The organism is Caballeronia sp. HLA56 (genome assembly GCF_054655155.1).
Map to the genome: position 1 here is coordinate 1,301,370 of NZ_BAAHOB010000005.1, position 25,356 is coordinate 1,326,725.

A 25,356-nucleotide genomic window follows, 5' to 3' on the forward strand; every position below is an offset into this window, starting at 1 on the left:
AGGAGACAAGAACGATGAGCTATCACGCCCCCGTCAAGGACATGCTGTTCGTCATCAAGGAACTGGCCGGTATCGACGGCATCGCCGCTTTGCCAGGCCACGAAGACGGCAGCTTCGATACCGCGCAAGCCGTCGTCGATGAAGCCGCGCGCTTTTGCGGCGAGGTCGTCGCGCCGCTCAACGTCGAAGGCGACCGCAATCCGAGCGCGTGGGCAAATGGCGAAGTCACGACCACGCCCGGTTTCAAGGAAGCGTTCCGTCAATTCGGCGAGGGCGGCTGGCAAGGCGTCGTGCATCCCGAGGAGTTCGGCGGACAGAACCTGCCGAAGCTCATCGCCACGCCGTGCATCGAGATGCTCAACTCAGCGAGCCTTTCGTTCGCGCTGTGTCCCTTGCTGACCGATGGCGCAATCGAAGCGCTGCTCACCGCAGGCAACGACGCACAAAAAGCCCGCTATCTGCCGAAGTTCATTTCCGGAGAATGGACCGGCACGATGAACCTCACCGAGCCGCAAGCCGGCTCCGATCTCGCGCTGGTACGCACGCGCGCCGAGCCGCAGGGCGACGGTTCCTTCAAGCTGTTCGGCACGAAGATTTTCATCACCTACGGCGAGCACGACATGGCGAAGAACATCGTCCATCTCGTGTTGGCGCGCACGCCTGACGCGCCCGAAGGCGTGAAGGGCATCTCGCTATTCATCGTGCCGAAGTTCCTCGTCAACGAGGACGGCTCGACGGGCGCGCGCAACGACGTGCATTGCGTGTCGATCGAGCACAAGCTCGGCATCAAGGCGAGTCCCACGGCCGTGCTGCAATTCGGCGATCACGGCGGCGCGGTCGGGCATCTGATCGGCGAAGAGAATCGCGGGCTCGAATACATGTTCATCATGATGAACGCCGCGCGTTTTGCCGTTGGCATGCAGGGCATCGCGGTTGCGGAGCGGGCGTATCAGCAGGCGGTCGCGTATGCGAAGGACCGCGTGCAAAGCCGTCCGGTCGATGGCTCATCGAAAGAGCCAGTGACCATCATTCATCATCCCGACGTGCGCCGCATGCTCTTCACCATGCGCGCTTATACCGAAGGCGCCCGCGCGCTGGCGTATGTCGCCGCGTCGCACAGCGATCTCGCGCATGGTCATCCCGATGAAAAAACGCGCAAGAGCCATCAGTCGATCTACGAATATCTCGTGCCGATCATCAAGGGATTCAGCACGGAGATGTCGGTGGACGTGGCGAGCCTCGGCGTGCAGGTGCATGGCGGCATGGGATTCATCGAGGAAACGGGCGCCGCGCAGCATTATCGCGATGCACGCATTCTGCCGATTTACGAAGGTACGACGGCTATTCAGGCCAACGACCTGATCGGCCGCAAGACGGTGCGCGACGGCGGCGCGACGGCGCAGGCGTTGCTCGCGCAGATCGATCAGACCATCGCTGCTCTTGCGGATACGGAGGGCCAGGCGTTCATGTCGATGCATCGGCACTTGAGCGCGGGGAGCTTGTCGCTCGCGCGCTCGGTCGAGTTTATCGTCGCAAAATTCAGGAGCGATCCGAACGCGGTGTTTGCGGGCAGCGTGCCGTATTTGCGGCTAGCGGGAATCGTGCTGTGCGGTTGGCAGATGGCGCGTGCGATGCTCACCGCGCAAAAAAAGCGCGGCGAGGACAAGCGCTTCTATTCGGCGAAAATCGCGACGGCTCAGTTTTACGCGGAACACATTCTGTCGCAGGCGCCGGGCATCGAGGCATCGATTGTCAGCGCGAATGGGAGCGAAGGCGTGCTCGCGTTGAGCGAGGATCAGTTTTGATGTGAGCGCCGAAGCTCATCGAACGCGAGCCGACGCCCGCGCATGAAAAAACCCCACGTCGTTCGCAACGTGGGGTTTTCTTCGTGCGTGATTGCCTTCTCAAGCATAAGCGGGACGCGTCTTCACACCGACTTCGCCCATATAACGATGCACCGACAAATCGTCCGCCCGAATCGCGGGTTGCTTGCCGGACATCACGTCGGCGAGCAATTGGCCGGAGCCGCACGACATCGTCCAGCCGAGCGTGCCGTGTCCGGTATTCAGATACAGATTCGGCACCGGCGTGCGGCCAACGATCGGCGTGCCGTCCGGCGTCATTGGGCGCAGGCCAGTCCAGAACTTGGCGCTGGCCGTATCGCCACCGCCGGGGAACAGGTCGTTCACGCACATTTCCAGCGTCTCGCGGCGCGCCTGCTTCAACGACTTGTCGTAGCCGACGATCTCCGCCATGCCGCCCACGCGAATGCGGTCGTCGAAACGCGTGATCGCGATCTTGTACGTCTCGTCGAGCACGGTCGAAACGGGCGCGCGGGCCGCATCGACAATGGGCGCGGTGAGCGAATAACCCTTGAGCGGATAAACCGGAATCTTGACGAGATCGCCGAGCAACTTCGGCGAATATGAACCGAGCGCGACGACGTAGGAGTCACCTGTCACGAGTTCCTTGCCGCATTGCACGCCGGCAATCCGGCCCTGGCTCATGGCAAGTGCGTCGATTGGCGTGTTGTAGCGGAACTTGACGCCCAACGCTTCAGCCATGGCGGCGAGGCGCGTGGTGAACATCTGGCAATCGCCGGTTTCGTCGTTCGGCAGGCGCAAGCCGCCCGTCAGTTTGTGCGATACCGCTGCGAGCGCCGGTTCTGCCTTCGCGAGTTCGGCCGACGAGAGCAATTCGAACGGAACGTTCGCGTCTTTCAACACCGCGATGTCTTTCGCCGCGCCGTCCAGTTGCGCCTGCGTGCGGAAGAGTTGCAGCGTGCCGCCGGTGCGGCCTTCGTAGTGAATGCCTGTATCCGCGCGCAAGGCTTGCAGGCAATCGCGGCTGTATTCGGCAAGGCGCACCATGCGGCCCTTGTTGACCATGTAGCGATCTTGCGTGCAGTTACGCAGCATTTGCCACATCCATTGAAGTTGAGTCATCGTGCCGTCGAGACGAATGGCAAGCGGCGCGTGCTTTTCGAACATCCATTTGACGGCCTTGAGCGGCACGCCCGGCGCGGCCCACGGCGACGCGTAGCCCGGCGAAATTTGCCCGGCGTTGGCGAAACTCGTTTCGAGCGCGGGGCCGGCTTCGCGGTCGATGACCGTGACTTCGTGACCCGCCCGCGCCAGATAATAAGCACTGGTCACGCCGACGACGCCGCTTCCGAGAATAACGATACGCATGAGTTCTCCATCAGGATTCGATGAAACTGCCCGTTTGCGCGCAAGAAGTGGAACTGAGCCGCGGACGGAAGTTTGTGTAGTGTTATCGCCTATACTATTGATGTCGATATAGTTTTAGTTAATGTATTTGGCGGATTTTCAGGAAAAACGCATGAGAACACAGCGAAATCCGGTTCGTGCGCTCGATAAGCTCGATCACAAGATCCTGAATATTCTTCAAGCGGATGGCCGCATCGCGATGAAGGACCTTGCGGAGCGCGTCGGGCTGTCCGTCACGCCTTGTATCGAAAGGGTGAAGCGCATGGAACGGGACGCCGTGATCACGGGCTATTACGCGCGTGTTAATCCGACTCAGCTCGGCGCGGCGCTGCTGGTGTTCGTCGAGATCACGCTGGATCACAAGAGCGGCAATATGTTCGAGCAGTTTCGCCGCGAGGTGCAGCGCATTCCGGAAGTGCTCGAATGCCACCTCGTTTCCGGCGATTTCGACTATCTGATCAAGGCGCGGATTGGCGAAATGGCCGACTACCGCAAGCTTCTTGGCGACATCCTTCTACAACTGCCGGGCGCGGTGCAGTCGAAAAGTTATGTGGTAATGGAGGAGATCAAGGAAACGCTGATGATCCCGGTGGACGTGTGATTTTCTGCTTGCGATGACGTGTCAATACTGTATATTTGTACAGTACATTTCTGCTGCGCTCATCGTAATGCCGACACCCGACCGTGAATTTCCTGTCGCGCCGCCCGCGCCGCTGAAAGGGCGCGGCGCGGTGACGAACATGCAGGGACGCTACGAGAAAGACGCGCGCGAACGCGTGGACGACGGCTGGCTACACGAAACGGACGGTGACGACGAGGGCGCGCCGCCGCTTCGCACACAAGTGTTCGAAGAACGCGCAAAGAGCATTCTGACGCACAACAATTCGCCCGACATACCGTTTAGCGTGTCGCTCAATCCGTATCGCGGGTGCGAGCACGGCTGTATCTATTGCTTCGCGCGTCCGACGCATAGTTATCTTGGCCTGTCGCCGGGACTCGATTTCGAAAGCCGCCTTTACGCCAAGGTCAACGCCGCCGAACTTCTCAGGCGCGAGATCGGCAAGCCGAAGTACGAGCCGGAATCCATTGCGCTCGGCGTGAATACGGACGCCTATCAGCCCGTCGAGCGCGATCTCAAGATCACGCGCAGCGTCATCCAGGTGCTGCACGATTGCGGTCATCCGTTCGCGGCGATCACGAAGTCATCGCTGATCGAACGCGATATCGATTTGCTGGCGCCCATGGCGGAGCGCGGGCAGGTCATGGCGGCCATCACCGTGACTACGCTCGATGCAGACATCGCCCGCACGCTCGAACCGCGCGCGGCCACCCCCGCGCGGCGTCTGCGCACGATCCGCACGCTCGCCGAGGCGGGCATTCCGGTGGGTGTGAGTATCGCGCCGGTAATTCCGTTCGTCACGGAGCCGGATCTGGAGCGGGTGCTCGAAGCGTGTGCGGAAGCGGGCGCGAAGACCGCCAGCTACATCGTGTTGCGCCTGCCATGGGAAGTGGCGCCGCTTTTCAAGGATTGGCTCGCGGCGCATTTTCCCGATCGTGCCGACCGCGTGATAAGCCGCGTACGCGACATGCGCGGCGGCAAGGACTACGACGCGGACTTTGCCAAACGCATGAAGGGCGAAGGATTATGGGCGGACATGCTGAAGCAGCGCTTTCAACAAGCAACCAAGCGTCTGGGATTGAACGCCCGGCAGCGCGGCATTCTCGACATGTCGGACTTCAAGCCGCCGGCGTTCGTCAAACCGGTGCCAGACAAAGGCCAGCTCGACTTGTTCTAACGCCTGCGATCGTCGTCTATCGCCTACTGCGACAGTGTCTTCGCAGCTTCCACCTGGCTTTCGAAATAAGTCTGGAACGTCAGCGCGAGGCCGGTCATCAGCAAGAACGCGCCGAACAGCAATGAAAAAATAACGATGAAGATGACCGTCCAGCCCGAATCGCTTTGCCGGTTGGTATGCGCGTTGAATTGCGCGTCCCACTTGGCGTCGGGTCGAAGACCGTAGACGATCGCGGAAAGAAACGCCGCCAGCAGCGATACCGCGCCGGGAAACGCCAGCACCCAGCCCAGAATCGAAGTCCGCTCCGTCGCCGCGAGCAACAGATAACCCACCGCGCCCAACACGATGCCGACGATATACGCCCAGCCCCATTTGTCGCGCATTCCATACAGATAGAAACGGTGCAGTCCGATACTGCCGAAAAAAAACGCGAGCGCCGCCGTGAGCGTCTTCGAGCGGAAGTACGGGCAGTTCTGGTTGCCGGCCGGTTTCGGGCCGGTCTCGGTAGCGACGGACGAAGAAGTCATCAGCGAAAGCGGTGGTATCAGTGGTGAAAATAGTGGCGCGCGCGCCGTCTTATCGCGGATTGCTCTGATTGCGCCAGGCGAGAATCCGACATCTTACGCTGCTCGCTTCGGCGGTCACACACTGGCACAATGCCGCACTGGCCGCTGCGGGGCTTTTGTCCTTGCGGCGCGCCGTTTGAAGCGTTCCAAACCCGAACTGCGCGCAATAATCACGTTAAGTGTTTGTTGGAGCGTCGGTTTCCGCTATAATCGCGTGTTCTGGTAGTTCCGAACCCCGGTTTTCAAGGATTTCAGCATGGTCATCATCCGCTTGGCTCGTGGCGGCTCGAAGAAGCGCCCGTTTTACAACATCGTCGCAACCGATTCGCGTAGCCGCCGTGACGGCCGCTTCATCGAGCGCGTTGGTTTCTACAACCCGGTCGCGACCAAGGGCGAATCGCTGCGTATCGCTCAAGATCGTCTGACCTACTGGCAAGGCGTTGGCGCGCAACTGTCGCCGACCGTCGAGCGTCTGGTCAAGCAAGCTCAGCAAGCTCAACCGGCTGCTTAAGTGCTGGTTAGTTTGTCGACTGAAGTTCAGTCGTTCAAGGTATTCCGCTTCAAGGTCTGCTGATGCCCGCGCGTGATTCTGAATCCGGCAACGTCGCTGGCAATGTCAGTCGGCCGAAGCCGAAGCAAGAAGAAAATGCCAGCACGTTTGGCGCGTTCGTCCGGAAACCCGGCGCGCGTCGCGTGACGGCGGACGCTTCGGGCGAAGGCAAAGCGCAGGAAGCATCGGCGGGGGGCGAGTCGGTAGATGGTCTCCCGGAAGACGCGGTGGAAATCGGTTTTATCGCCGATGCCTACGGTCTGAAGGGCTGGATCAAGATCGTTCCGCACGCCAACGGCAAGCTGGGCGGCGACGCGCTCCTCGGTGCGAAGAACTGGTGGCTCGTCAAAGGCCGCGAGTTCAAGTCCGCGCGTTGTGTTCAGTCGAAAGTGCACGCGGATACCATCGTCGCGCGCCTGTCAGGCTGTGACGATCGCGACGCCGCATTGTTGCTGAAGGGTCACGCGGTCTACATCGCTCGCAGCGACTTCCCGAAGCTCGACGACGAAGACGAGTTCTACTGGGTCGATCTGATCGGCCTCGATGTCGAAAACGAAGCGGGCGTGGCGCTTGGCCGTGTCGCCGACATGATCGACAACGGCGCGCATTCCATTCTGCGGATCGAGTATCCGAGTACCGACAAGGATGGCAAGCCCGTCACCGAAGAGCGGCTCATTCCGTTCGTCGGTGTGTATGTGAAGACGGTGGATCGGGCGGCGAAACGCATCATCGTCGACTGGGACGCCGACTATTAACCCGGTGCTCGTCATCGGCAAGTTACGGAGAGAGCGATGCAGTTCGATGTCGTAACGCTCTTTCCCGAAATGTTCCGCGCGCTGACCGACTGGGGCATCACCAGCCGGGCAGTGAAGCAGGAGCGGTTCGGTTTGCGTACGTGGAATCCGCGCGACTTCACCACGGACAATTACCGCACCGTCGACGATCGCCCGTACGGCGGCGGCCCCGGCATGGTCATGCTGGCACGTCCGCTAGAAGACGCGATCGCGGCCGCGAAAACCGCGCAGCGCGAGCAAGGCATCGCGACGACGCGCGTCGTGATGATGTCGCCGCAAGGCGCCAAGCTCGATCACGAACGCGTGATGCGCATGGCCGCCGAGCCGGGCCTCGTGCTGTTGTGCGGTCGTTACGAAGCAATCGACCAGCGTCTGATCGATCGTGAAGTAGACGAAGAAATAAGCCTCGGCGACTTCGTGCTGTCAGGCGGCGAATTGCCCGCCATGGCGTTGATGGACGCCGTCGTGCGCCAGTTGCCCGGCGTGCTGAATGACGCGCAATCGGCGGTGCAGGACAGTTTCGTCGACGTACTTCTGGATTGTCCGCATTACACGCGTCCGGAAGAATACGAAGGCGCGCGCGTTCCCGATGTGCTGCTCGGCGGCCATCACAAGGAAATCGACGCCTGGCGCAGGCGCGAAGCATTACGCAACACATTCACGAAGCGGCCCGATCTGATTCACCGGGCGCGCAAAAGCAAGATGTTGAGCCGTGCCGACGAGGCATGGCTCGCAGATCTCGCGAAGACGGCGTCGAAGTCCGAATAGACTTCGAGCCGACGAGCGGGGCAAATGGGGGCGCTGAATTCAACCTCGGCGCCAGAAGTGAACCCATCCTCTACCGGGGCCTTATCAACGAAATCGCGCAAGCGAAATCTAGGCACACAACTCCGGCAAGATGGCACAAGGAGTCAGTAATGAATCTGATTGAGCAACTCGAGAAGGAAGAGATCGCGCGCGTTTTGGGCGAGAAATCGATCCCCGACTTCGGTCCGGGCGACACGGTCATCGTCAACGTGAACGTCGTCGAAGGTACGCGCAAGCGCGTGCAGGCTTACGAAGGCGTCGTGATCGCCAAGCGTAATCGTGGCCTGAACTCGAACTTCATCGTCCGCAAGATTTCCTCGGGCGAAGGCGTTGAGCGTACGTTCCAGACCTACTCGCCGCTGCTGGCGAGCATCGTCGTGAAGCGTCGCGGCGACGTCCGTCGTGCGAAGCTGTACTACCTGCGCGAGCGCTCGGGGAAGTCGGCACGTATCAAGGAAAAGCTGTTTACGAAGGACCGTACCGCCGCAGCCGCTGCAGAGTAAAGACTCAGCGTCCAGGCGCCGTACTGAAAAAGCACCCTCGCGGGTGCTTTTTTCTTTGGTGTGTTCAAATTGAATCTTCGACATCCTGGCTTTCGACCCGTGTCCACCGGCAAGACTTCGACTCCCCGCATTCTCGAACCTGAACGAATGCCCGTCCTCTCGACGGGCGCCGCGCTTCCCGCCATACCACCCGAGCGCCTCACGCCCGAAGGACTGCGAGCGCGTTTCGCACAGACGCTCGAATGGACGCAGGAAGCGCCCGAACAGCGCATCAAGGCCATCGGCGGCGATCCGCGCGTGGCTTCTGTTCTCGTGCCGCTCGTCGTGCGTGAAGGCGGTCTGACCGTGCTCCTGACACAGCGGGCCGACCATCTTTCCGACCACGCGGGACAAATCAGCTTTCCCGGCGGCCGTCAGGAACCCGAGGACGCCGATGCCGCCGCCACCGCGCTACGCGAAGCACGCGAGGAAGTCGGCTTGGGCGCGGAGCATTGCGAAGTGGTCGGCGCGCTGCCGGACTATCTGACGGGCACCGGATTTCGCGTGACGCCTGTCGTTGCCTTGGTCTATCCGCCGTTCGCGCTCAAAGCCGATACGAGCGAAGTCGCCGATATCTTCGAAGTGCCGCTCGCGTTTCTGATGGACTCGGCAAACCACGAAGTGCGCGTTTTCCAATGGGAAGGTGGCGAGCGTCGTTTTTTTGCCATGCCTTACAAACCCGATGAAAAGACGGCTCCGTATTTCATCTGGGGTGCAACGGCTGGCATGTTGCGCAATTTCTACCGCTTCCTCGCCGCCTGACGCGTCGACGTGCGACGTTACGCGACCTTGCGATTGGTCAGCGCGTCTGAACGCATCGAACGCTGTGCTATCGTTACGCGAAACTCGAACTACTCCGACCGTTTCGGCGCACCGCATGACTTTTTTCTCTGTATTGCTGGCTCTTATCCTCGAGCAGGTGCGTGCGTTATCGCCGCACAATCCGATCTCGGCGTTGCTTCAGTATCATGCGGAAAGCACCGCCCATGGCTTCGACGCGGGCAAGGAAAAGCACGGCATCGTCGCGTGGCTGGTGGTTGTGTTGCCGTGGACGCTCGTGGTCGGGCTCATCTATTACGTGTTGTATCGGATCAACTTCGTTCTGGCGTTTTTCTGGAACGTGGTGATCGTGTACTTCACGCTCGGCTTTCGTCAGTTCAGCCACTATTTCACCGATATCCATCTCGCGCTCAATAACGACGACGTGCCGCGCGCCCGCGAGGTGCTCACGGAGTGGACCGGTCTCGATACCGTCGACATGCCGGTAAGCGAGATCGTGCGCCACACGCTCGTGCACGCGGTAATCGCGTCGCATCGGCATGTGTTCGGCGTGTTCTTCTGGTTTCTGATTCCCATCGGGCCGGCTGGCGCGGTGTTTTATCGGATCGCTGAGTATCTGGCGCGTGCGTGGACGGAGCCGAATCCCGAACGGACCGCAGCGTTCTCATCGTTCGCGCAGCGTGCGTTTTTCGTGATCGACTGGATTCCTACGCGGCTCACCGCGCTCGGCTTCGCAATCGTCGGCAATTTCGAGGATGCGATCTACGCGTGGCGCAATCACGCGCGTCAGTGGCCGGACCCGAACGAAGGCGTATTGCTCGCGGCCGGCAGCGGCGCGTTGGGCGCGCGTCTCGCAGGACCGCTCGCCGAACCGCTGAGCGTCGAGGCGCTCGCCGTGGGCGATGCAAGCCCGCTGCCCGTCGGTGACGACTGCACGCCACGCACGCTCCAATCGGCGGTTGGCTTGGTGTGGCGCGCGGTGATCTTGTGGATGTTGATCCTGCTCATGCTGACCATTGCCGTCTGGCTGGCATAGCAAGGCGTCAATCGTCCAGCGGGTCGCGGTCCGTCTGGCACTGCCAGCACACGGTGAACTGCGCTTCGAGCCATTCGCCGCACTGACGGCATCGCCAGGGCCGGGCATTCGCTTCCGGTCCGCGCTTCGCACGCTCCAGAAGGCGAGTGGCCAGCGCTTCGTCGCGTTCATCGACGATCCAGATTTCCGGCGCGCATTGATCCGCCGGAATGTCACCCAGCGCGCCGTTCAAATACCGATTGTGTAACTCGCAAGGCACACCTGCGGTCGCGAGCACGTTCATCCAGTGTTGCGCCGTGATGAGGTTCGGTGCGCGCGTAAGCCGTTTCATCGAACGATCTGGCTTGCTTCGTGGACGAGCTGCGCATAAAGCGCATGCCGCGCCGGCCGAATTTTGCCGGCTTCGACCGCTTCGAGTACAGCGCAGCCCGGCTCCTGCAGATGATGGCAGTTGTAGAAGCGGCAATGCCCTAGATACGGCCGAAAGTCAGCGAAGGCGCGTTCCAGTTGACCTTCGGACAAGTGATGCAGGCCGAACTCCTGAAAGCCAGGCGAATCGATGAGCGAGCCGCCGCCTGGCAATTCGTACAGACGCGTGAAGGTGGTGGTATGCCGGCCGCTGTTGAGCGCCGACGAAATCTCGCGCGTGGCGGCGTCGGCGTCGGGGATGAGCAGATTCACGAGCGTCGATTTGCCCATGCCCGACTGGCCGAGCAAGATCGTCGAGCGATCTTTCAGGCGCTCATCCAGTTGCGGATGCACTTCGCCGGGTGCCATCTTCGCGGACAGTTCGATCACCGTATAGCCCAGCGCGCGATAGGGCGCAAGTCGCTCGCGCGCCAGGGGCAACGCGCTTTCCACGTCGATCTTGTTGAGCACGATGAGCGCTTCGAGCCCGTGCGCCTCGGCGGCGATCAGCGCACGCCCGAGCAGGTCTTCGCTGAAATGCGGCTCGGTGGCGAGCACGATCAGCAGTTGATCGAGGTTCGCCGCGAAGAGCTTCGACTTGAACTGATCGGACCGGTAAAGCAGGTTGCGCCGCTCGCCGATTTCGACGATCACGCCCTGATCCGCCGAAGACTGCTCGTAGATCACGCGATCGCCAACGGCGACTTCGCTCTTTTTGCCGCGCGGGAAGCATTGCAGCTTCGCGCCGCCGTCGTGCGGCGCGACGAGATAGTGCCGGCCGTGCGCGGCGATCACGGTGCCTTCCAGTCGGGCCTCCGCGGAAGCCGCGCCGCTCTGACGCGCGCCGCGGCCCGATGACACGCCACGCGCCGTCATGCGGCGTGTTGCATCAAGCGGTCGATGCGCTGCGAAGCGGGCGGATGCGAGTAATAAAACGCGGTGTAGAGCGGATCGGGCGTGAGCGTGGACGCGTTGTCTTCGTACAGTTTGACGAGTGCGTTGACGAGATCCTTCGGATCGGTCTGGCTGGCCGCGAAGGCATCGGCTTCGAATTCGTGTTTGCGCGAGCTCAGGCTGCCGAGCGGCGTGATGAAGAACATGAACACCGGCAGCACGAGCATGAACAGGACGAGCGCAAGTCCGTTGTTGCCGCCGACGAGCGACGGATGCACGCCGAGGCCTTCGTAGAACCACACGGTCTGCACGAGCCAGCCGAGGAGCGCGAGCATGGCGAGGCTGATGGCGAACATCACGACCAACAGCTTGAGCACGTGACGGCGCTTGAAGTGGCCGAGTTCGTGCGCGAGCACGGCTTCGATCTCGCTGCCGGAAAGGCGCGCAAGCAGGGTATCGAAGAAGACGATGCGCTTCGCCGCGCCGAAGCCCGTGAAATACGCGTTGCCGTGCGCGGAACGGCGGCTGCCGTCCATGACGAACAAGCCCTTTGCCGCAAAGCCGGTGCGCGACATCAGATTCTCGATACGAGCCCGCAGCGCCTCATCCTTGAGCGGCTCGAACTTGTTGAAAAGCGGCGCGATGAAAGTGGGATAGATGATCATCGCGAGCAACTGGAACGCAACCCAGACGATCCACGTGTAGAGCCACCAGTAGCTGCCGGCGCGATCCATCATCCAGAGCACGAGCAGCAGAAGCGGCGCACCGATGATTGCGCCCAGCACCGTGCCCTTCACGAGATCGAGAAAAAACAGTTTCTTCGACATACGATTGAAGCCGAACTTTTCCTCGATCACGAAATGGCGGATATAGTCGAACGGCAGGTCGATGAGACTCGTAATTGCGATGACCGCCGCGACCAGCGCGATCTGTCCGAGATAGCCGCGCCCGAGCGACTCCGTAATGGCGATATCGAGTGCCTGCAAGCCACCGAGCAAGGTCAGCGCGACCAGCACGATGGCGCTGGTGACGACTTCGATTATCGTGAGGCGCGTGCGCTCGACGGTGTAGTCCGCCGCGCGCTGGTGCGCCGTCAACGGGATCGTGCCGGTGAACTGCGGCGGCACGCCGTTGCGATGCGCCGCGACGTAGCGAATCTGGCGCGAGGCCAGCCAGAGCTTCGTTGAAACCATCGCAACGAGGGCGACGACGAAGATCGTCGAAAAAGCGAGTGTGAGGTTGGCCATGCAGGGCTTCCGATTGAACTATGCGAGAATTATAGGTTCTAGGCCGTGCTCGCGTTGCCACAACGCGTGGTTGCCGAAAAGCCCGCGCGGCGACTGGGCTTCATGCGCCTCAAGACACTAACATCAGCGTTACTCGAACCTCTTCCAGGTACTTTCCATGACCGATTCTCTCGACCAACCCGAACCCGTCCTCGCGCGCAGCGACATGAATCTTGTGTGGCTCGACATGGAGATGACCGGGCTCGATCCCGACAATGATCGCATCATCGAGATCGCGGTGGTCGTGACGAATTCGACGCTCGACAAGCTGGTGGAAGGGCCGGTGTTTGCGATCCATCAGTCGGAAGAAGCACTTGGCCGCATGGACGAGTGGAATCGCAATACGCATGGCCGCTCGGGGCTGACGGAACGCGTGAAGGCATCGACGGTGGATGAAGCGGAAGCCACCCGTCAGATTCGTGAATTCCTCGGTCAGTACGTGCCGCCCGGCAAGTCGCCGATGTGCGGCAATTCCATTTGCCAGGACCGCCGCTTCATGGCGCGCTGGATGCCGGAACTGGAGACGTTCTTTCACTATCGCAATCTGGACGTGAGCACGCTCAAGGAACTGTGCCGCCGCTGGCAGCCAGCCATCTACAAGGGCTTTCAGAAGCGCGCGATGCACACGGCGCTCGCCGATATCCACGAGTCCATCGACGAACTCAAGTACTACCGCGAGCACTTCCTGATTCCCGCGGCGTCGGCATCGTCGGCTCAGGTTTGAGGTTTGGAAGCGCCTGACTTTCGAATGGCGCTCTTAGGCCGGAACGCGGCAACCGCTTCCGGTTTAGTTTCGATGTAAGGCCCGCCGATCAGATCGATGCAATACGGCACTGCCGCGAAGATACCCGGCACGCGCGTCTTGCCGTCGGCGTCCTTCAGGCCTTCGAGCGTTTCCCTGATCGACTTCGGCTGCCCCGGCAAATTGATGATGAGCGCGGCGTGATCCTCCGTCTCACGAATCACGGCAACCTGACGCGAGAGAATGGCGGTCGGCACGAAGTTCAGGCTGATCTGGCGCATCTGTTCGCCAAAGCCTGGCATCGGCTTGGTGGCGACGGCGAGCGTCGCTTCCGGCGTCACGTCGCGGCGCGAGGGGCCGGTGCCGCCCGTGGTCAGCACGAGATCGCAACCGTGTGTGTCGACCAGTTCGATGAGCGTGGCCGAGATGGTGGCGGCATCGTCGTGAATCAGCCGCGTTTGCGCGCGCCAGGGTGAGCTCAGCGCTTCTCCGAGCCATGCTTCGAGCGACGGCACGCCTTTGTCCTCGTACACGCCTTGCGAGGCGCGATCGCTGATCGAAACCAGTCCGACGAGCAACTCGTCCGGATGATTACGCTTCGTCGTCGTCACGGTTTTCCTCGTCGCTGTCGCTCTCGTCTTCCTGTTCCACGCCCGCTGCGTTCTTGATCCACTGGAACAATTCGCGGTAATAGCGCGGCGGCTTTTGCAGCTCGCGCTCCTTGCGCGTATTGCGGATCAGCGTGCGGCCTTCCTGCGCGTCCACGCCCGGATGCTCGCGGATGAAATCGGTCAGCGCGGCGTCATTTGCGAGCAGCTTGTCGCGCGAGCGTTCGATCCAGTGCAGGCGCGCGGTCTCCGCCTTGTTCACGCCACGATGCGTGTCGAGCGCGGTGCGCAGCGCGGCGACTTCGTCTTCGAGCAGCGTGCGCATGACGCGCCCGACGTATTGCACCTGACGGCGCTTGCCTTCGTGATCGGTGATACGACGCGCTTCGCGCACGGCGTCGTTCAGCTTCTCAGGCATGGGCATGCGCTTGAGCGCGTCTTTCGGCAGCGCGATCAGCGCCTCGCCCAGTTCCTGCAGCGCGTGCATGTCGCGCTTGAGCTGGGATTTGCTCGGGCGATCGTAGCCGTTTTCGTCGACTTCCGGCTCGGCTTCGATCGGTTGAATGCGGGTTTTACGGTTCATGGCGATATTGTAGCTTGCGCGTCGCAGCGCTCGGCTCGCGCCCGCCAAGCGATGCATCGTGCATGCGGTGCGGGTGCGCGGTCCTTGCTATGATCGCAGCATGCGTCGATCGAATCGACCCCGCCGTCTGCTTCATCGAAAGGCCGGACGAAAGCGGGAATCCTCTTGCAACGACACGCGCGGGCGCGCGGCGCCCCCGACCTCCTAAGGCACACACAAAATGGCAGCAGACATGGACGTCAAGCAACGCTTTTTCCCGCATACGCAAGACGAACTCAAGGAGATTGCCTCCGACATCCTGCGTCACGCGAAGGAACTCGGCGCGACCGATGCCGCCACCGAAATCTCCGAAGGCGATGGCCTTTCGGTAAGCGTGCGGCGCGGCGAAGTGGAGACCATCGAGCACAACCGGGACAAGATGGTGGGCGTGACCGTCTTCATCGGCAAGAAGCGCGGCAATGCGAGCACCGCGGACTTCACGCGCGAAGCACTGCGCGATACGGTTGCGGCCGCCTACAACATCGCGCGTTTCACGGCGGAAGACAGCGCCGCCGGGCTCGCGGAAGAAGACTTGCTGGAGAAGTCGCCTCAGGACCTCGATCTTTATCATCCGTGGGTCATCGACGCCGAAGAGGCCGCCGAGCTCGCACGCCGCGCCGAAGCCGCCGCGTTCGCGGTGGATAAGCGCGTGACCAATTCCGAGGGCGCGAGCGTATCGGCGCAGCATTCGCAGTTCGTGCTCGCGACCTCGCGCGGCTTCCTCGCGGGCTATCCGTACTCGCGGCATTACATCGCGTGCGCGCCCATTGCCGCGAGCGGACGCGACATGCAGCGCGACGACTGGTACACGTCGCGCCGCAATGCCACCGAACTCGCCGCACCGGAAGCCGTCGGACGCTACGCCGCCGAACGCGCGCTCGCGCGTCTGAACGCGAAGAGCCTCGACACGCGCAAGTGCCGCGTGTTGTTCGAAGCGCCGCTGGCTGCTGGCATCCTCGGCTCGTTCGTGCAAGCGGTGAGCGGCGGGGCGTTGTATCGCAAGACGACGTTTCTCGTCGACAGCCTCGGCAAGCCGGTGTTCGCGCCGCACGTTCAGATCGTCGAAGATCCGCACGTGAAGGGCGGCATGGGCAGCGCGCCGTTCGACGAGGAAGGCGTGCGCACCGAACGTCGCAATGTGGTGGATGACGGCGTTGTGCAGGGCTATTTCCTGTCCACGTATTCGGCGCGCAAGCTCGGCATGAAGACCACCGGCAACGCGGGCGGCTCGCATAATTTGACGATGACAAGCTCGAATACGAAACCGGAAGACGACTTCGAGGCCATGCTGAAGAAGCTCGACACCGGCCTTTTGCTTACCGAACTGATGGGGCAGGGCGTGAACTACGTGACGGGCGACTATTCGCGCGGTGCGTCGGGCTTTTGGGTGGAGAACGGCAAGATTCAGCACGCGGTCGAGGAAATCACGGTCGCGAGCACGCTTCAGGAAATGTTCCGCCACATCGAGGCGATCGGCGCGGATACGGTCGTGCGCGGCACGAAGGAAATCGGCTCGGTGCTGATCGAACGGATGACCATCGCGGGGCAGTAAAACTCAGACGTGGTTCAAGAAAAAGGCCCCGGATGGCGCGAGCTATCCGGGGCCTTCGTTCATGCGTCCGCCCGGCGTCGATACGTGACGAACGCGAAGTCGAACGCGTTCGGCGGCGCGGCGCGGCGCGAATCGCGCGCGACTTCCTGCCAGTGCGCGGCGTCCGGCGCCGGAAAATGCGTGTTGCCTTCGAAATCGGCATCGATCTCGGTGACGATCAGCTTGTCCGCCTGCGCGATGGCGTCGCCGTACAACTGCGCGCCGCCGATCACGAAGGCCTCGCTTGCGTGATCGGCGGCGGCGAGCGAGAGCGCATCGGCCAAGCTCGTGACGGTATCGCAGCCGGTATAGCGACGCGTGGCGTCGCGCGACACGACGATATTCCGCCGCCCGGGCAGCGGCCGGCCGATCGATTCATGCGTCTTGCGTCCCATGATGATCGGCGCGCCCATCGTCGTGCGCTTGAAGAAAGCGAGGTCCTCGGGGAGGCGCCAGGGCAGGTCGTTGTCGCGTCCGATCACGCCATTGCGCGCGCGGGCGACGATCAGGGTCAGCGTCGTCATGTAGTCGGAAAGTCGTGCAGGAGTGAGGCGCGCAGGAGGCGCGACCGTGCCGCGATTTTAACCGACGCCCGCCGCTGTCTTGCCTCGACTCAGCCTTTGGTCCGATCGAAGCCCGGCCGCTCGGGCGTGAACTCGTCCCATAGCGTGACGCTCACGCCGTAGTTCGAAGACTGCCCTTGGTGCGATTCGGCGTCGCTCGTGTTCGCTGCATCCCGCGCATTTGTCCACGACAAGGCGCGTCGCTCCTCGACGTCCGACGAACGGGAAGTCGGCGCGCAATCCGGTAAAGAATGATCGAAAGCCATCGTGGCGACATATCCGAGTAAGTATTCCCGGAAGTGTTTCGGGAATAAAACAGTCAGGCGGCTGGTATATCGAGTTGAGATGCGACCAGGCTGAAAATCTGCTGACGAAACGAAATGCGGCTTGCATTTCTTACCTGTCCGCATGCGTCGAATATAGCCAGATACATGCCAACTGTCGCAATCCGTTACCGTGCAAAGATCATGATGAAAACGGCAGAAAATCATCGCGGCCGAATGGACGAAAACGTTTCACACGTGAAACGCGAAGGGAGAAAAACATGAATTTCCTGTGAATCAGGTATAAGATTTTGTCTTATTAAAACGTCTCATTTGCTTTTAATAATTCATTGAGAAATTCTTGCCAGCCCCGTCCTGTCAGGGTTTTGTGACCAGTCCAATGGGCCTTGACGATATTTGTTTGCGGGGTTTATGGGTTATAGTAGTCTCTCGAAAATGGCGCAGAATCGGTCAATAGGGATTCGTGGAAGGGTTCACGGCGCCAGATGCGTCGTTCCCGGAGGCAACGAATCGAAACGCGAGTCCGCTCGCCACACAGCGCGAGGACATTGATTTCTGCATGCAGCGAGAGCCTGAACTACGCGACCTTTTCAACGAATGTTGAAGAAAGGATCTGAATAATGGACGTCGCTCGGCGGCAACTTATCTATGTGACTCGCGATCCCAGCGAGATGCTATGCGCGCGCTTCGAAGAACGCGGCTGGCAGATCGAAATCGTGGCGAGCGCGCGCGACACGAAGAAAGCCCTGCGTAGCGATATGGCAATCGGTGGTCTGCTGGACTTGTCGAGTCACTTCGAGTCTCACGAATTGGCGGCGTTCGAGTCGTCGTTGACCATGACGAACGTCGGCTGGGTCGCCGCCACCGTTTCCGGACAACTGGAAGACGCCGCCGTGCGCCGGCTGATTCGCGACTATTGTTTCGACTACGTCACGATGCCGACTTCGAACGATCGCATCGTCGATTCCGTGGGACACGCCTACGGCATGGTCGCGCTGCATGACGCGGCATCGAACGATTCGCGCAGCGAAGGCCGCGCCGAAGGCGAAATGGTCGGATCGTGCGACGCCATGCTGGCGCTGTTTCGCTCCATTCGCAAAGTCGCCATGACGGACGCGCCCGTGTTCATCTCGGGCGAATCGGGCACAGGCAAGGAACTGACGGCGGTTGCCATTCACGAGCGCTCCGCGCGTCGCGATCAACCGTTTGTGGCCATCAACTGCGGCGCGATTCCGGCGCATCTCCTGCAATCGGAGCTGTTCGGCTACGAGCGCGGTGCGTTCACGGGCGCAAATCAGCGCAAGATCGGGCGCGTTGAAGCGGCCAACGGCGGCACGCTGTTCCTCGATGAAATCGGCGATCTGCCGCTCGAAAGTCAGGCCAGCCTGTTGCGCTTCCTGCAGGAGCGCAAGGTGGAGCGTCTGGGCGGTCACGGTTCGACGCCCGTCGATGTCCGCATCATCTCGGCGACTCACGTCGATATGCAAACCGCGATGATCGAAGGGCGTTTTCGCGCCGACTTGTATCACCGCCTGTGCGTGTTGCAGATCGACGAGCCGCCGCTGCGCGCGCGCGGTAAAGATATCGAATTGCTCGCGAAGCACATGCTCGATCGCTTCAAGAAGGACGCAAGCCGGCGTCTGCGCGGCTTTTCGCCGTGCGCCATCGCCGCGATCCACAACTACGGCTGGCCGGGCAACGTGCGCGAACTCATCAACCGCGTGCGGCGTGCCATCGTCATGTCGGAAGGGCGGCAGATCACCGCGCGCGATCTCGAATTGGGCGAATACGTCGAAGTGGCGCCGGTGTCGCTTGCGCAAGCGCGCGAGGCGGCGGAGCGTCAGGCCATCGAACTCGCATTGCTGCGTCATCGCGGGCGTCTTGGCGATGCCGCGCACGAACTCGGCATCTCGCGCGTCACGCTGTATCGGTTGCTGAGTGCGCATGGCATGCGCCATATCGAGGTGGATGCGCCGCCGGAGCACGCCACGCGCGGCTAAGACTCAGGCTTGGCAGGACATTCGAACGGGCGCTTCAAGCGCCCGTTTCTTTTGTGTCACGAAGAGCGTCCGCGCGCTGCGCTTGGTAAAATTGCTTTTTTGCGCCGGCATTCGCTCAGGCGCGTCGCGCCTCCAAGGATCATCGAATGAAACAGTATCTCGAGCTCGTCCAGACGATTCTCGATACCGGCACGTGGCAGGAAAACCGCACGGGCATCCGCACCATCGGCATTCCGGGCGCGATGTTGCGCTTCGACTTGCAACAAGGCTTCCCTGCCGTTACCACGAAGAAGCTCGCGTTCAAGTCGGCGATCGGCGAAATGGTCGGCTTTCTGCGCGCCTCGAAGAGCGCCGCTGATTTCCGCGCGCTCGGTTGCAAGGTCTGGGACGCGAACGCCAATGAAAATCCGCAGTGGCTCGAGAATCCGTATCGCCAGGGCGAGGACGATCTCGGCGACGTGTATGGCGTGCAATGGCGCAAATGGCCGGCCTACAAGCTCGTGGATGCCTGCGCGGGCGACCAGATCGCCGACGCCACCAATCGCGGCTATCAATTGGTGACGAGCTTCGTCGAAAACGGCCGCGAGCAGGTGCTGCTGTATAAGGCGATCGACCAGTTGAGGCAATGTCTCGATACGATCATCGAGCGTCCCACCGACCGGCGCATTCTTTTTCATGCGTGGAATCCGGCCAAGCTCGACGAGATTGCTTTGCCCGCGTGTCATTTGCTGTATCAGTTCATCCCGAACGTAACGACGCGCGAGATTTCGCTGTGTCTTTATATCCGCAGTAACGATGTCGGGCTCGGCACGCCGTTCAATTTGACCGAAGGCGCGGCGCTGCTGCATCTCGTCGGACGGCTGACCGGTTTCAAGCCGCGCTGGTTCACGTATTTCATCGGTGACGCGCATATTTACGAGAATCAACTCGATATGCTGAACGAGCAATTGAAGCGCGAGCCTTTTCCGAGTCCCCAGCTCATCATTTCGGATCGCGTGCCGGATTACGCTGTCACGAAACGCTATGAACCGGAATGGCTGGAACAAATCGAGCCGAAAGACTTTGCGCTCGAAGGTTATAAACACCATGAAGCTTTGAAGGCGCCGATGGCGGTTTGATTATCGCTTTCTCATGCAGGACGCAAAGACGCACGGCTCAAAACCGTGCGTTTTTGTTTGGCTCAGCGCATCGACAGAAATTGTTGGAAGTGTTGCTGTCCTGAGGGCGTTACGCGCAGCACACGGCGTTTCGATGTCGGTTCGATCCAGCCATGCGCTTCGCAAGCGTCGAGAAACGCCGCGCCAAGCGCGCCGCCTAAGTGCGGCCGCCGCTCGCTCCAGTCGATGCACGTACACGCAAAACGTCTGCGGCGCGCCCGCTGTGCCGTCAGGTCGATACCCAGTTGCGCGAAGGCCTGCGCGCCGTCTTTCGTGGCTTCGAGTTCGGTGGCGCCGTCTGCGGCGAGCCAGTCGCGAGCGATCATCGTATCGAAGACACGCACCGCCAGTTCGCCCGCCAGATGGTCGTAGCACGTGCGCGCGTAGCGCATGTCGAGTGGCACCGCGCTCGGCGGCCGCTGCGGCTCGCGCTCCGGCGCGCTCGCGCGCGCGAGATTGGCGAGCGCTTCGATCGCGGCGGCGATATCGGCGGTCGCGATCCGGTAATAGCGATGCCGCCCGCTCACTTCCAGCGCCAGCAACCCGCCTTCGGTCAGACGCGCGAGATGTCCGCTCGCCGCCGAAGGCGAGAGTCCCGCGATCATCGTGAGTTCGCCGGCGGGGCGCGCGGTGCCGTCCATCAGCGACCAGAGCATGGCCGCGCGGCCTGGATCGGCGAGCAACGCCCCAATGCGCGAAAGGCCGGGAAAGTGGCGGGAACGAGAGTCTTCGGGGCTTGAGTTCATGGCGCTTCTCGGAATTCGTTTCAGATACTCTAGCGCGCAATCGCACGCGATGTTTCACTGCCCGGTGAAACGTCGATGCATCCGCAGCCGGCGCTAGAATGGCCCTTCGTATCGGTATTCGCGGCAGCAAGGAGTTCGCATGATCAGATTCATCACAGTCACCGTCGTCGCCGGGTTGATCGCGCTTGTCGCCGGATGCGCGGGCGGGCCTTCTTCGGCGGGCGCGGGCAGCGGCAGCATCACAATGTACGGCACCATCGACGAAGGCGTGACCGTGCACAATTAGCCGAGCTTTTTGCCGACCCTATAATCGGGCGTATGCGCCTTGAAGAGCGCGTGCAACTTCGATAAAACGGAACGCCCATGAATACGCCCATTTCCACTTTCGCTCCCGCCGAACCCGGCGCCCTTCGCGCGGGCCGCGCCGAAACCACGTTTCGTTTTCTCGCCGAACCGACTTCGGTGAACTTCGGCGGCAAGGTGCACGGCGGCGCGTTGATGAAGTGGATCGACGAAACCGCGTACGCATGCGCGGCGATGTGGTCCGGGCGGTATGCCGTAACGGTGAGCGTCGGCAATATCCGCTTTCGCAGGCCGATTCTCGTTGGCAATCTCGTGGAGCTACGCGCGCGCGTGGTGGCGACCGGGCGCACCAGCATGCATATCCACATCTCCGTGCACGCGGGCGACCCGAAAGTCGGCGAGCTCGAACAGACCACCGATTGCCTGATGGTCTTCGTCGCCGTCGATGAAAAAGGTCAACCAACGCCCGTGCCCGCGTTCGTGCCGGAATCGGACGAAGAGAAGCGTCTCGCGCGCTACGCGATGGACGTGAAAGATGCGCTCGACGCTATCGTCGAACTGAAGCCGGAAGAGGTCGCGGCGGGGAAGGTTTGAAGCGCATTGACCGGTGAAGCCCGCGCATGCGCACGCGGGCTTCGTGATCGATCGACAAGCTACTTGTTGCCGACCATGTCCTGCGGCTTGACCCATTCATCGAACTGCTGCTCGGTCACGTGTCCGAGCGCCAGCGCCGATTCCTTCAGCGTCGTGCCTTCCTTGTGCGCCTTCTTTGCGATCTGCGCGGCTTTGTCGTAGCCGATATGCGGATTGAGCGCCGTCACGAGCATCAGCGATTCGTTCAGGAGACTCTCGATACGCTTCTCGTTCGGCTCGATACCGACCGCGCAGTTGTCGTTGAAACTGAGCGCGCCATCCGCGAGCAGACGCACGGATTGCAGCACGTTATGCGCGATCATCGGCCGGAACACGTTCAGTTCGAAGTTGCCGCTCGCGCCGCCGAAGTTCACCGCCACGTCGTTGCCGAAAACCTGACAACAGAGCATGGTCACGGCTTCGGACTGCGTGGGATTGACCTTGCCCGGCATGATCGAGCTACCCGGCTCGTTTTCCGGAATCGAAAGTTCGCCCAGGCCGCAGCGCGGACCGCTCGCGAGCCAGCGGATGTCGTTGGCAATCTTCATGAGCCCGGCGGCGACCGTCTTCAACGCGCCGTGCGCGGCGACGAGCGCGTCGGCGGCGGCCATCACTTCGAATTTGTTGGGCGCGGTTTCGAACGGCAGGCCGGTCAGCTTGCCGATGGCCGCCGCGACTTTCACCGCGAACTGCGGATGCGCATTGAGCCCCGTGCCGACGGCCGTGCCGCCTTGCGCGAGCTGATACAGATGCGGCAGGGTTGCCTCGACGTGACGAATGCCCTGATCGAGTTGCGCGACATAGCCTGAGAATTCCTGGCCGAGCGTGAGCGGCGTTGCGTCCTGCAAGTGCGTGCGGCCAATTTTCACGATATCCGCGAAGGCCTTGGATTTTTTGTCGAGCGTGTCCCGCAGCGTCTTGAGCGCCGGCACGAGATGCTTGACGATGGCAAATGCGGCGGCGACATGCATGGCCGTCGGAAATACGTCGTTGGACGACTGTCCGCGATTCACGTCGTCGTTCGGATGCACGAGGCGCTCTTCGCCGCGCTCACCACCGAGCAGCTCGCTTGCGCGATTCGCGATCACCTCGTTGAGATTCATGTTGGTCTGCGTGCCGGAGCCCGTCTGCCACACGGCGAGCGGAAATTCGTCCGGATGCTTGCCGTCGATGATCTCCTGCGCGGCTTCCTTGATCGCCTTGGCTTTCTTGGCGTCGAGCACCTTCAGCTCTTCGTTCACGTCGGCGGCTGCGTGCTTGACGATAGCGAGCGCCGTGATCAGCTCGGGCGACTGCTTTTCAGTCGATATCTTGAAGTTCTGCAAGGAGCGCTGCGTTTGCGCGCCCCAAAGCTTGTCGTTCGGCACGGCAATCTCGCCGAACGTGTCCTTCTCCATGCGTACATCGCCCTTTGCGTTCTGTGTCATTGCTTGAAGCTCCTTACGAGAGTCAGATTCGGTGCCGATGCGAGCCGCCCGCTTCATAACTGCTTGTCGACTGGCAGCAGCATGAAGAGGCCCGTCATCACGTTTCGATACAAGCCCGCTTCGGGATCGAAGTTATAGGTGACCATGCCGTCCTTGCCCTTCGTCGTCCAGACGAGGCCGGATTGCGGCGAACCGGTGCGCTGCAGACTCGCAATGACCGCCGCGCTCGCCAGTTCCACGCGATAGCTCACCTCGGGCGTGATGCCTCGATCGAACAGCTTCGCGGTCTGATCGGCGATCGGCTGGCTATGGATCACGAGCGCGAGTTCGGTGTTGAGCAGCGCCGAGCGCGGATCGAGATTCATCGAGCCGATCACGAGGATACTCCGATCGATGACATACGCCTTTGCATGCAGACTCGCGCGCGATTGCGAGCCAAACAGCCCGGCGCGCGGACGGCCTTCGCCCTGGATCTGAATCGGCTTGAATTCGTACAGTTCCACGCCGTTTTGCAGCAGAGGAATGCGATACGGCGCGTAGCCCGCCTGGACCGCGACGGCATCGGTGGCGGCGAGGGAGTTGGTCAGCACGGCGACGCGCACGTGTCGCCGCGTGACATCGGCGAGCGCTTTCACGCCTGCATCGTGCGGCACGAAGTAGGGCGACAGAATCAGGAATTCGCTTTGCGCGCTCTTCAACAGGTCGGCGAGACGCGTCATCGGCGGACTCTTGTAGTCCTCGCTCGGGTTCTCGATCTTCGACGGCGAATCGGCCCAGAACTCGGTCTCTGCCCACACGAGTTCCAGATCTTCCTGCGCGATCTGCTGCGCGAGCGGCGTCGCGTTCAGCGGCTTGGCATTGAGCGGTTCGGCTTGCGCGCGCCAGTGTGCGCGCAGATCGTCGCGCGTCTTGTCTAGCTCGGACGCGTCGAATTTCTGCTTGTTCAACACGCGCAGCGGATACGACAGCGCGCTGTTCCAGTAGTCGTCGAAACTCGCGGAGACTTTTTGCGCGATGGGTCCGGCGGTGAAGACATCGAGATCGCGGAACTGCAGCGTCGGACTCGCGCTGAAGTATTCGTCGCCGAGATTGCGGCCGCCGACGATGGCGATCTGGTTATCCGCGATCATCGCCTTGTTATGCATGCGGCGCGTGAAGCCATCGACATTGGAGAAGAAGTTCTGCGTGCGTTCAGTGATGCTCTCGCGCGCGCTGCCGTATGGGTTGAACACGCGAATCTCGATGTTCTGATGCGTGTTCAGCGCCGCCATGATGCGGTCGATGTCCTTGAAGTTCAGGTCGTCGACGAGCATGCGCACGCGCACGCCGTGGTCCGCCACGTAGAGCGCGGCGGCGAGCAGCAGCTTGCCGGTGTTGTCTTCCTCGGCGATGTAGTACTGCATGTCGAGCGTTTTCGTCGCCGCGCGCGCGAGCGCAATGCGCGCCTGCAGCGCTTCCGTGCCGCTTGGCAGGAGACGCACGGCGGACTGGTCCGGGTGCTTGCGTTCGAGCGGCGCGAGCGCGTCGCCGAGCGGCGTGCTTTCGCTGGCCGGCAATGCCTGGCTCACCGGGCGATCGAACGCCGTGGCGGGCGGGCGCGTCGCGCAAGCGGCGCAAAGTGCCGTCAGCGCGAGCGTTGCGAAGAGGCGCGCGGTGCGACTCGAAATCTTCCTCGTGCTGCTCGTTCTTGCACTTGCACTTGCACTTGCACCGATGGCAGCTTCATCCATTCCCCGGTTTCGCGACACTGTCATTCCTCTTTTTCGTGGTCTCGATACGGCCCGGCATTCATGACGATGCCGATGCTCGGTTTCGCGACGTAGCAATTACCGTTCTCGCCGGTGCTGGTCTCGAAATATTCTATGGGAAATTGGACGATTCGCCCGGAAAGGCAGTACGCGACCCGCGTATCGGCGCCGGAGCGCGGACGAAAAAAAGCCCGCTCGGGTGGAGCGGGCTTGAACCCCTGTCACTGGAGTCTCAAGGAGGAG

The 25,356-nt window shown here is 61.6% G+C and carries 27 protein-coding genes; 15 read left to right on the forward strand and 12 right to left on the reverse strand.

What is annotated here, in order from left to right; genetic code table 11:
• The first annotated feature begins 14 nt into the window (after positions 1-14).
• Positions 15-1,805: an acyl-CoA dehydrogenase gene (locus tag ACYQ47_RS25630; RefSeq protein WP_459907540.1), complete on the forward strand. Its 1,791-nt coding sequence runs from the start codon at positions 15-17 to the stop codon at positions 1,803-1,805.
• 99 nt (positions 1,806-1,904) lie between these two features.
• On the opposite strand, the gene ACYQ47_RS25635 is transcribed toward ACYQ47_RS25630, so the two are convergent.
• Positions 1,905-3,191: a D-amino acid dehydrogenase gene (locus tag ACYQ47_RS25635; protein ID WP_459907542.1), complete on the reverse strand. Its 1,287-nt coding sequence runs from the start codon at positions 3,189-3,191 to the stop codon at positions 1,905-1,907.
• Between the two features lie 151 nt (positions 3,192-3,342).
• On the opposite strand from ACYQ47_RS25635, the gene ACYQ47_RS25640 reads away from it, so the two are divergent.
• Both ACYQ47_RS25640 and ACYQ47_RS25645 read left to right on the forward strand, forming a co-directional pair.
• Positions 3,343-3,831, forward strand: coding sequence for an Lrp/AsnC ligand binding domain-containing protein (locus tag ACYQ47_RS25640; RefSeq protein WP_250526091.1), 489 nt, complete (start codon positions 3,343-3,345; stop codon positions 3,829-3,831).
• A gap of 67 nt (positions 3,832-3,898) precedes the next feature.
• Entirely contained in the window at positions 3,899-5,026 is a 1,128-nt protein-coding gene (locus tag ACYQ47_RS25645; protein ID WP_459907544.1) for a PA0069 family radical SAM protein, read from the forward strand.
• 23 nt (positions 5,027-5,049) lie between these two features.
• Here ACYQ47_RS25645 and ACYQ47_RS25650 read toward each other — a convergent pair whose 3' ends face one another.
• Complete coding sequence (locus ACYQ47_RS25650) at positions 5,050-5,553, reverse strand: TM2 domain-containing protein (protein WP_459907546.1); 504 nt, start codon at positions 5,551-5,553, stop codon at positions 5,050-5,052.
• A 295-nt stretch (positions 5,554-5,848) separates the two neighbouring features.
• Here ACYQ47_RS25650 and rpsP point away from each other — a divergent pair, with 295 nt between their 5' ends.
• The 6 genes from rpsP to ACYQ47_RS25680 all read left to right on the forward strand — a co-directional run bounded on the left by rpsP (position 5,849) and on the right by ACYQ47_RS25680 (position 10,101).
• Positions 5,849-6,103: a 30S ribosomal protein S16 gene (rpsP, locus tag ACYQ47_RS25655; protein ID WP_008342343.1), complete on the forward strand. Its 255-nt coding sequence runs from the start codon at positions 5,849-5,851 to the stop codon at positions 6,101-6,103.
• Positions 6,104-6,165: 62 nt separating this feature from the next.
• The gene (rimM, locus tag ACYQ47_RS25660; RefSeq protein ID WP_459907549.1) at positions 6,166-6,897 is read left to right on the forward strand and encodes a ribosome maturation factor RimM; all 732 of its coding nucleotides are present in this window, start codon (positions 6,166-6,168) and stop codon (positions 6,895-6,897) included.
• Between the two features lie 36 nt (positions 6,898-6,933).
• Positions 6,934-7,704, forward strand: a complete 771-nt coding sequence (gene trmD, locus ACYQ47_RS25665) for a tRNA (guanosine(37)-N1)-methyltransferase TrmD (protein ID WP_250509331.1) — start codon at positions 6,934-6,936, stop codon at positions 7,702-7,704.
• A 149-nt stretch (positions 7,705-7,853) separates the two neighbouring features.
• Entirely contained in the window at positions 7,854-8,246 is a 393-nt protein-coding gene (rplS, locus tag ACYQ47_RS25670) for a 50S ribosomal protein L19 (protein WP_250465293.1), read from the forward strand.
• Between the two features lie 147 nt (positions 8,247-8,393).
• A complete protein-coding gene (locus tag ACYQ47_RS25675; protein ID WP_309843997.1) occupies positions 8,394-9,047 on the forward strand; it encodes a CoA pyrophosphatase in 654 nt (217 codons plus the stop codon).
• A gap of 115 nt (positions 9,048-9,162) precedes the next feature.
• The gene (locus tag ACYQ47_RS25680; RefSeq protein ID WP_244825882.1) at positions 9,163-10,101 is read left to right on the forward strand and encodes a CobD/CbiB family protein; all 939 of its coding nucleotides are present in this window, start codon (positions 9,163-9,165) and stop codon (positions 10,099-10,101) included.
• Positions 10,102-10,108: 7 nt separating this feature from the next.
• On the opposite strand, the gene ACYQ47_RS25685 is transcribed toward ACYQ47_RS25680, so the two are convergent.
• From ACYQ47_RS25685 to ACYQ47_RS25695, 3 genes are read right to left on the reverse strand one after another with little or no spacing between them, the layout of a single operon-like run.
• Entirely contained in the window at positions 10,109-10,432 is a 324-nt protein-coding gene (locus tag ACYQ47_RS25685; RefSeq protein ID WP_244825881.1) for a putative signal transducing protein, read from the reverse strand.
• The gene (rsgA, locus tag ACYQ47_RS25690; protein WP_459907553.1) at positions 10,429-11,385 is read right to left on the reverse strand and encodes a ribosome small subunit-dependent GTPase A; all 957 of its coding nucleotides are present in this window, start codon (positions 11,383-11,385) and stop codon (positions 10,429-10,431) included. Before rsgA ends, ACYQ47_RS25685 begins: the two co-directional genes overlap by 4 nt.
• The gene (locus tag ACYQ47_RS25695; RefSeq protein WP_459907555.1) at positions 11,382-12,650 is read right to left on the reverse strand and encodes a M48 family metallopeptidase; all 1,269 of its coding nucleotides are present in this window, start codon (positions 12,648-12,650) and stop codon (positions 11,382-11,384) included. The genes rsgA and ACYQ47_RS25695 overlap by 4 nt, the downstream gene beginning before the upstream one ends.
• Positions 12,651-12,807: 157 nt before the next feature.
• Between ACYQ47_RS25695 and orn the strand changes: the two genes are divergently transcribed.
• Complete coding sequence (orn, locus tag ACYQ47_RS25700) at positions 12,808-13,413, forward strand: oligoribonuclease (RefSeq protein ID WP_309962710.1); 606 nt, start codon at positions 12,808-12,810, stop codon at positions 13,411-13,413.
• Here orn and mog read toward each other — a convergent pair.
• Both mog and yjgA read right to left on the reverse strand, forming a co-directional pair.
• Positions 13,404-14,042, reverse strand: coding sequence for a molybdopterin adenylyltransferase (gene mog / locus ACYQ47_RS25705; RefSeq protein ID WP_309962712.1), 639 nt, complete (start codon positions 14,040-14,042; stop codon positions 13,404-13,406). The two genes, orn and mog, sit on opposite strands and share 10 nt — an antisense overlap.
• Complete coding sequence (yjgA, locus tag ACYQ47_RS25710; RefSeq protein ID WP_250509327.1) at positions 14,023-14,622, reverse strand: ribosome biogenesis factor YjgA; 600 nt, start codon at positions 14,620-14,622, stop codon at positions 14,023-14,025. Before yjgA ends, mog begins: the two co-directional genes overlap by 20 nt.
• 220 nt (positions 14,623-14,842) lie before the next feature.
• On the opposite strand from yjgA, the gene pmbA reads away from it, so the two are divergent.
• The gene (gene pmbA / locus ACYQ47_RS25715) at positions 14,843-16,213 is read left to right on the forward strand and encodes a metalloprotease PmbA (RefSeq protein ID WP_250465288.1); all 1,371 of its coding nucleotides are present in this window, start codon (positions 14,843-14,845) and stop codon (positions 16,211-16,213) included.
• Between the two features lie 59 nt (positions 16,214-16,272).
• Here the strand turns inward: pmbA and ACYQ47_RS25720 are convergent, their stop codons facing one another.
• Both ACYQ47_RS25720 and ACYQ47_RS25725 read right to left on the reverse strand, forming a co-directional pair.
• Positions 16,273-16,776 (reverse strand): dihydrofolate reductase, encoded by a 504-nt coding sequence (locus ACYQ47_RS25720; protein WP_459907558.1) that lies wholly within the window; start codon positions 16,774-16,776, stop codon positions 16,273-16,275.
• A gap of 89 nt (positions 16,777-16,865) precedes the next feature.
• On the reverse strand, positions 16,866-17,009 hold the full coding sequence (locus ACYQ47_RS25725; RefSeq protein ID WP_250509324.1) for a hypothetical protein: 144 nt from the start codon (positions 17,007-17,009) through the stop codon (positions 16,866-16,868).
• A 710-nt stretch (positions 17,010-17,719) separates the two neighbouring features.
• Between ACYQ47_RS25725 and ACYQ47_RS25730 the strand changes: the two genes are divergently transcribed.
• Positions 17,720-19,099 (forward strand): sigma-54 dependent transcriptional regulator, encoded by a 1,380-nt coding sequence (locus ACYQ47_RS25730; RefSeq protein ID WP_244825869.1) that lies wholly within the window; start codon positions 17,720-17,722, stop codon positions 19,097-19,099.
• A 146-nt stretch (positions 19,100-19,245) separates the two neighbouring features.
• Positions 19,246-20,217, forward strand: a complete 972-nt coding sequence (locus ACYQ47_RS25735) for a thymidylate synthase (RefSeq protein WP_244825868.1) — start codon at positions 19,246-19,248, stop codon at positions 20,215-20,217.
• Between the two features lie 62 nt (positions 20,218-20,279).
• On the opposite strand, the gene ACYQ47_RS25740 is transcribed toward ACYQ47_RS25735, so the two are convergent.
• Positions 20,280-21,002: an ArsR/SmtB family transcription factor gene (locus ACYQ47_RS25740; protein ID WP_244825867.1), complete on the reverse strand. Its 723-nt coding sequence runs from the start codon at positions 21,000-21,002 to the stop codon at positions 20,280-20,282.
• 139 nt (positions 21,003-21,141) lie between these two features.
• Between ACYQ47_RS25740 and ACYQ47_RS25745 the strand changes: the two genes are divergently transcribed.
• Positions 21,142-21,288 (forward strand): hypothetical protein, encoded by a 147-nt coding sequence (locus tag ACYQ47_RS25745; protein ID WP_459907561.1) that lies wholly within the window; start codon positions 21,142-21,144, stop codon positions 21,286-21,288.
• Positions 21,289-21,365: 77 nt separating this feature from the next.
• Complete coding sequence (locus ACYQ47_RS25750; RefSeq protein WP_250465286.1) at positions 21,366-21,899, forward strand: acyl-CoA thioesterase; 534 nt, start codon at positions 21,366-21,368, stop codon at positions 21,897-21,899.
• 59 nt (positions 21,900-21,958) lie between these two features.
• Here ACYQ47_RS25750 and fumC read toward each other — a convergent pair whose 3' ends face one another.
• On the reverse strand, positions 21,959-23,365 hold the full coding sequence (fumC, locus tag ACYQ47_RS25755) for a class II fumarate hydratase (RefSeq protein ID WP_250492618.1): 1,407 nt from the start codon (positions 23,363-23,365) through the stop codon (positions 21,959-21,961).
• 53 nt (positions 23,366-23,418) lie between these two features.
• Entirely contained in the window at positions 23,419-25,095 is a 1,677-nt protein-coding gene (locus tag ACYQ47_RS25760; RefSeq protein WP_459907564.1) for a phospholipase D family protein, read from the reverse strand.
• Positions 25,096-25,356 lie beyond the last annotated feature (261 nt).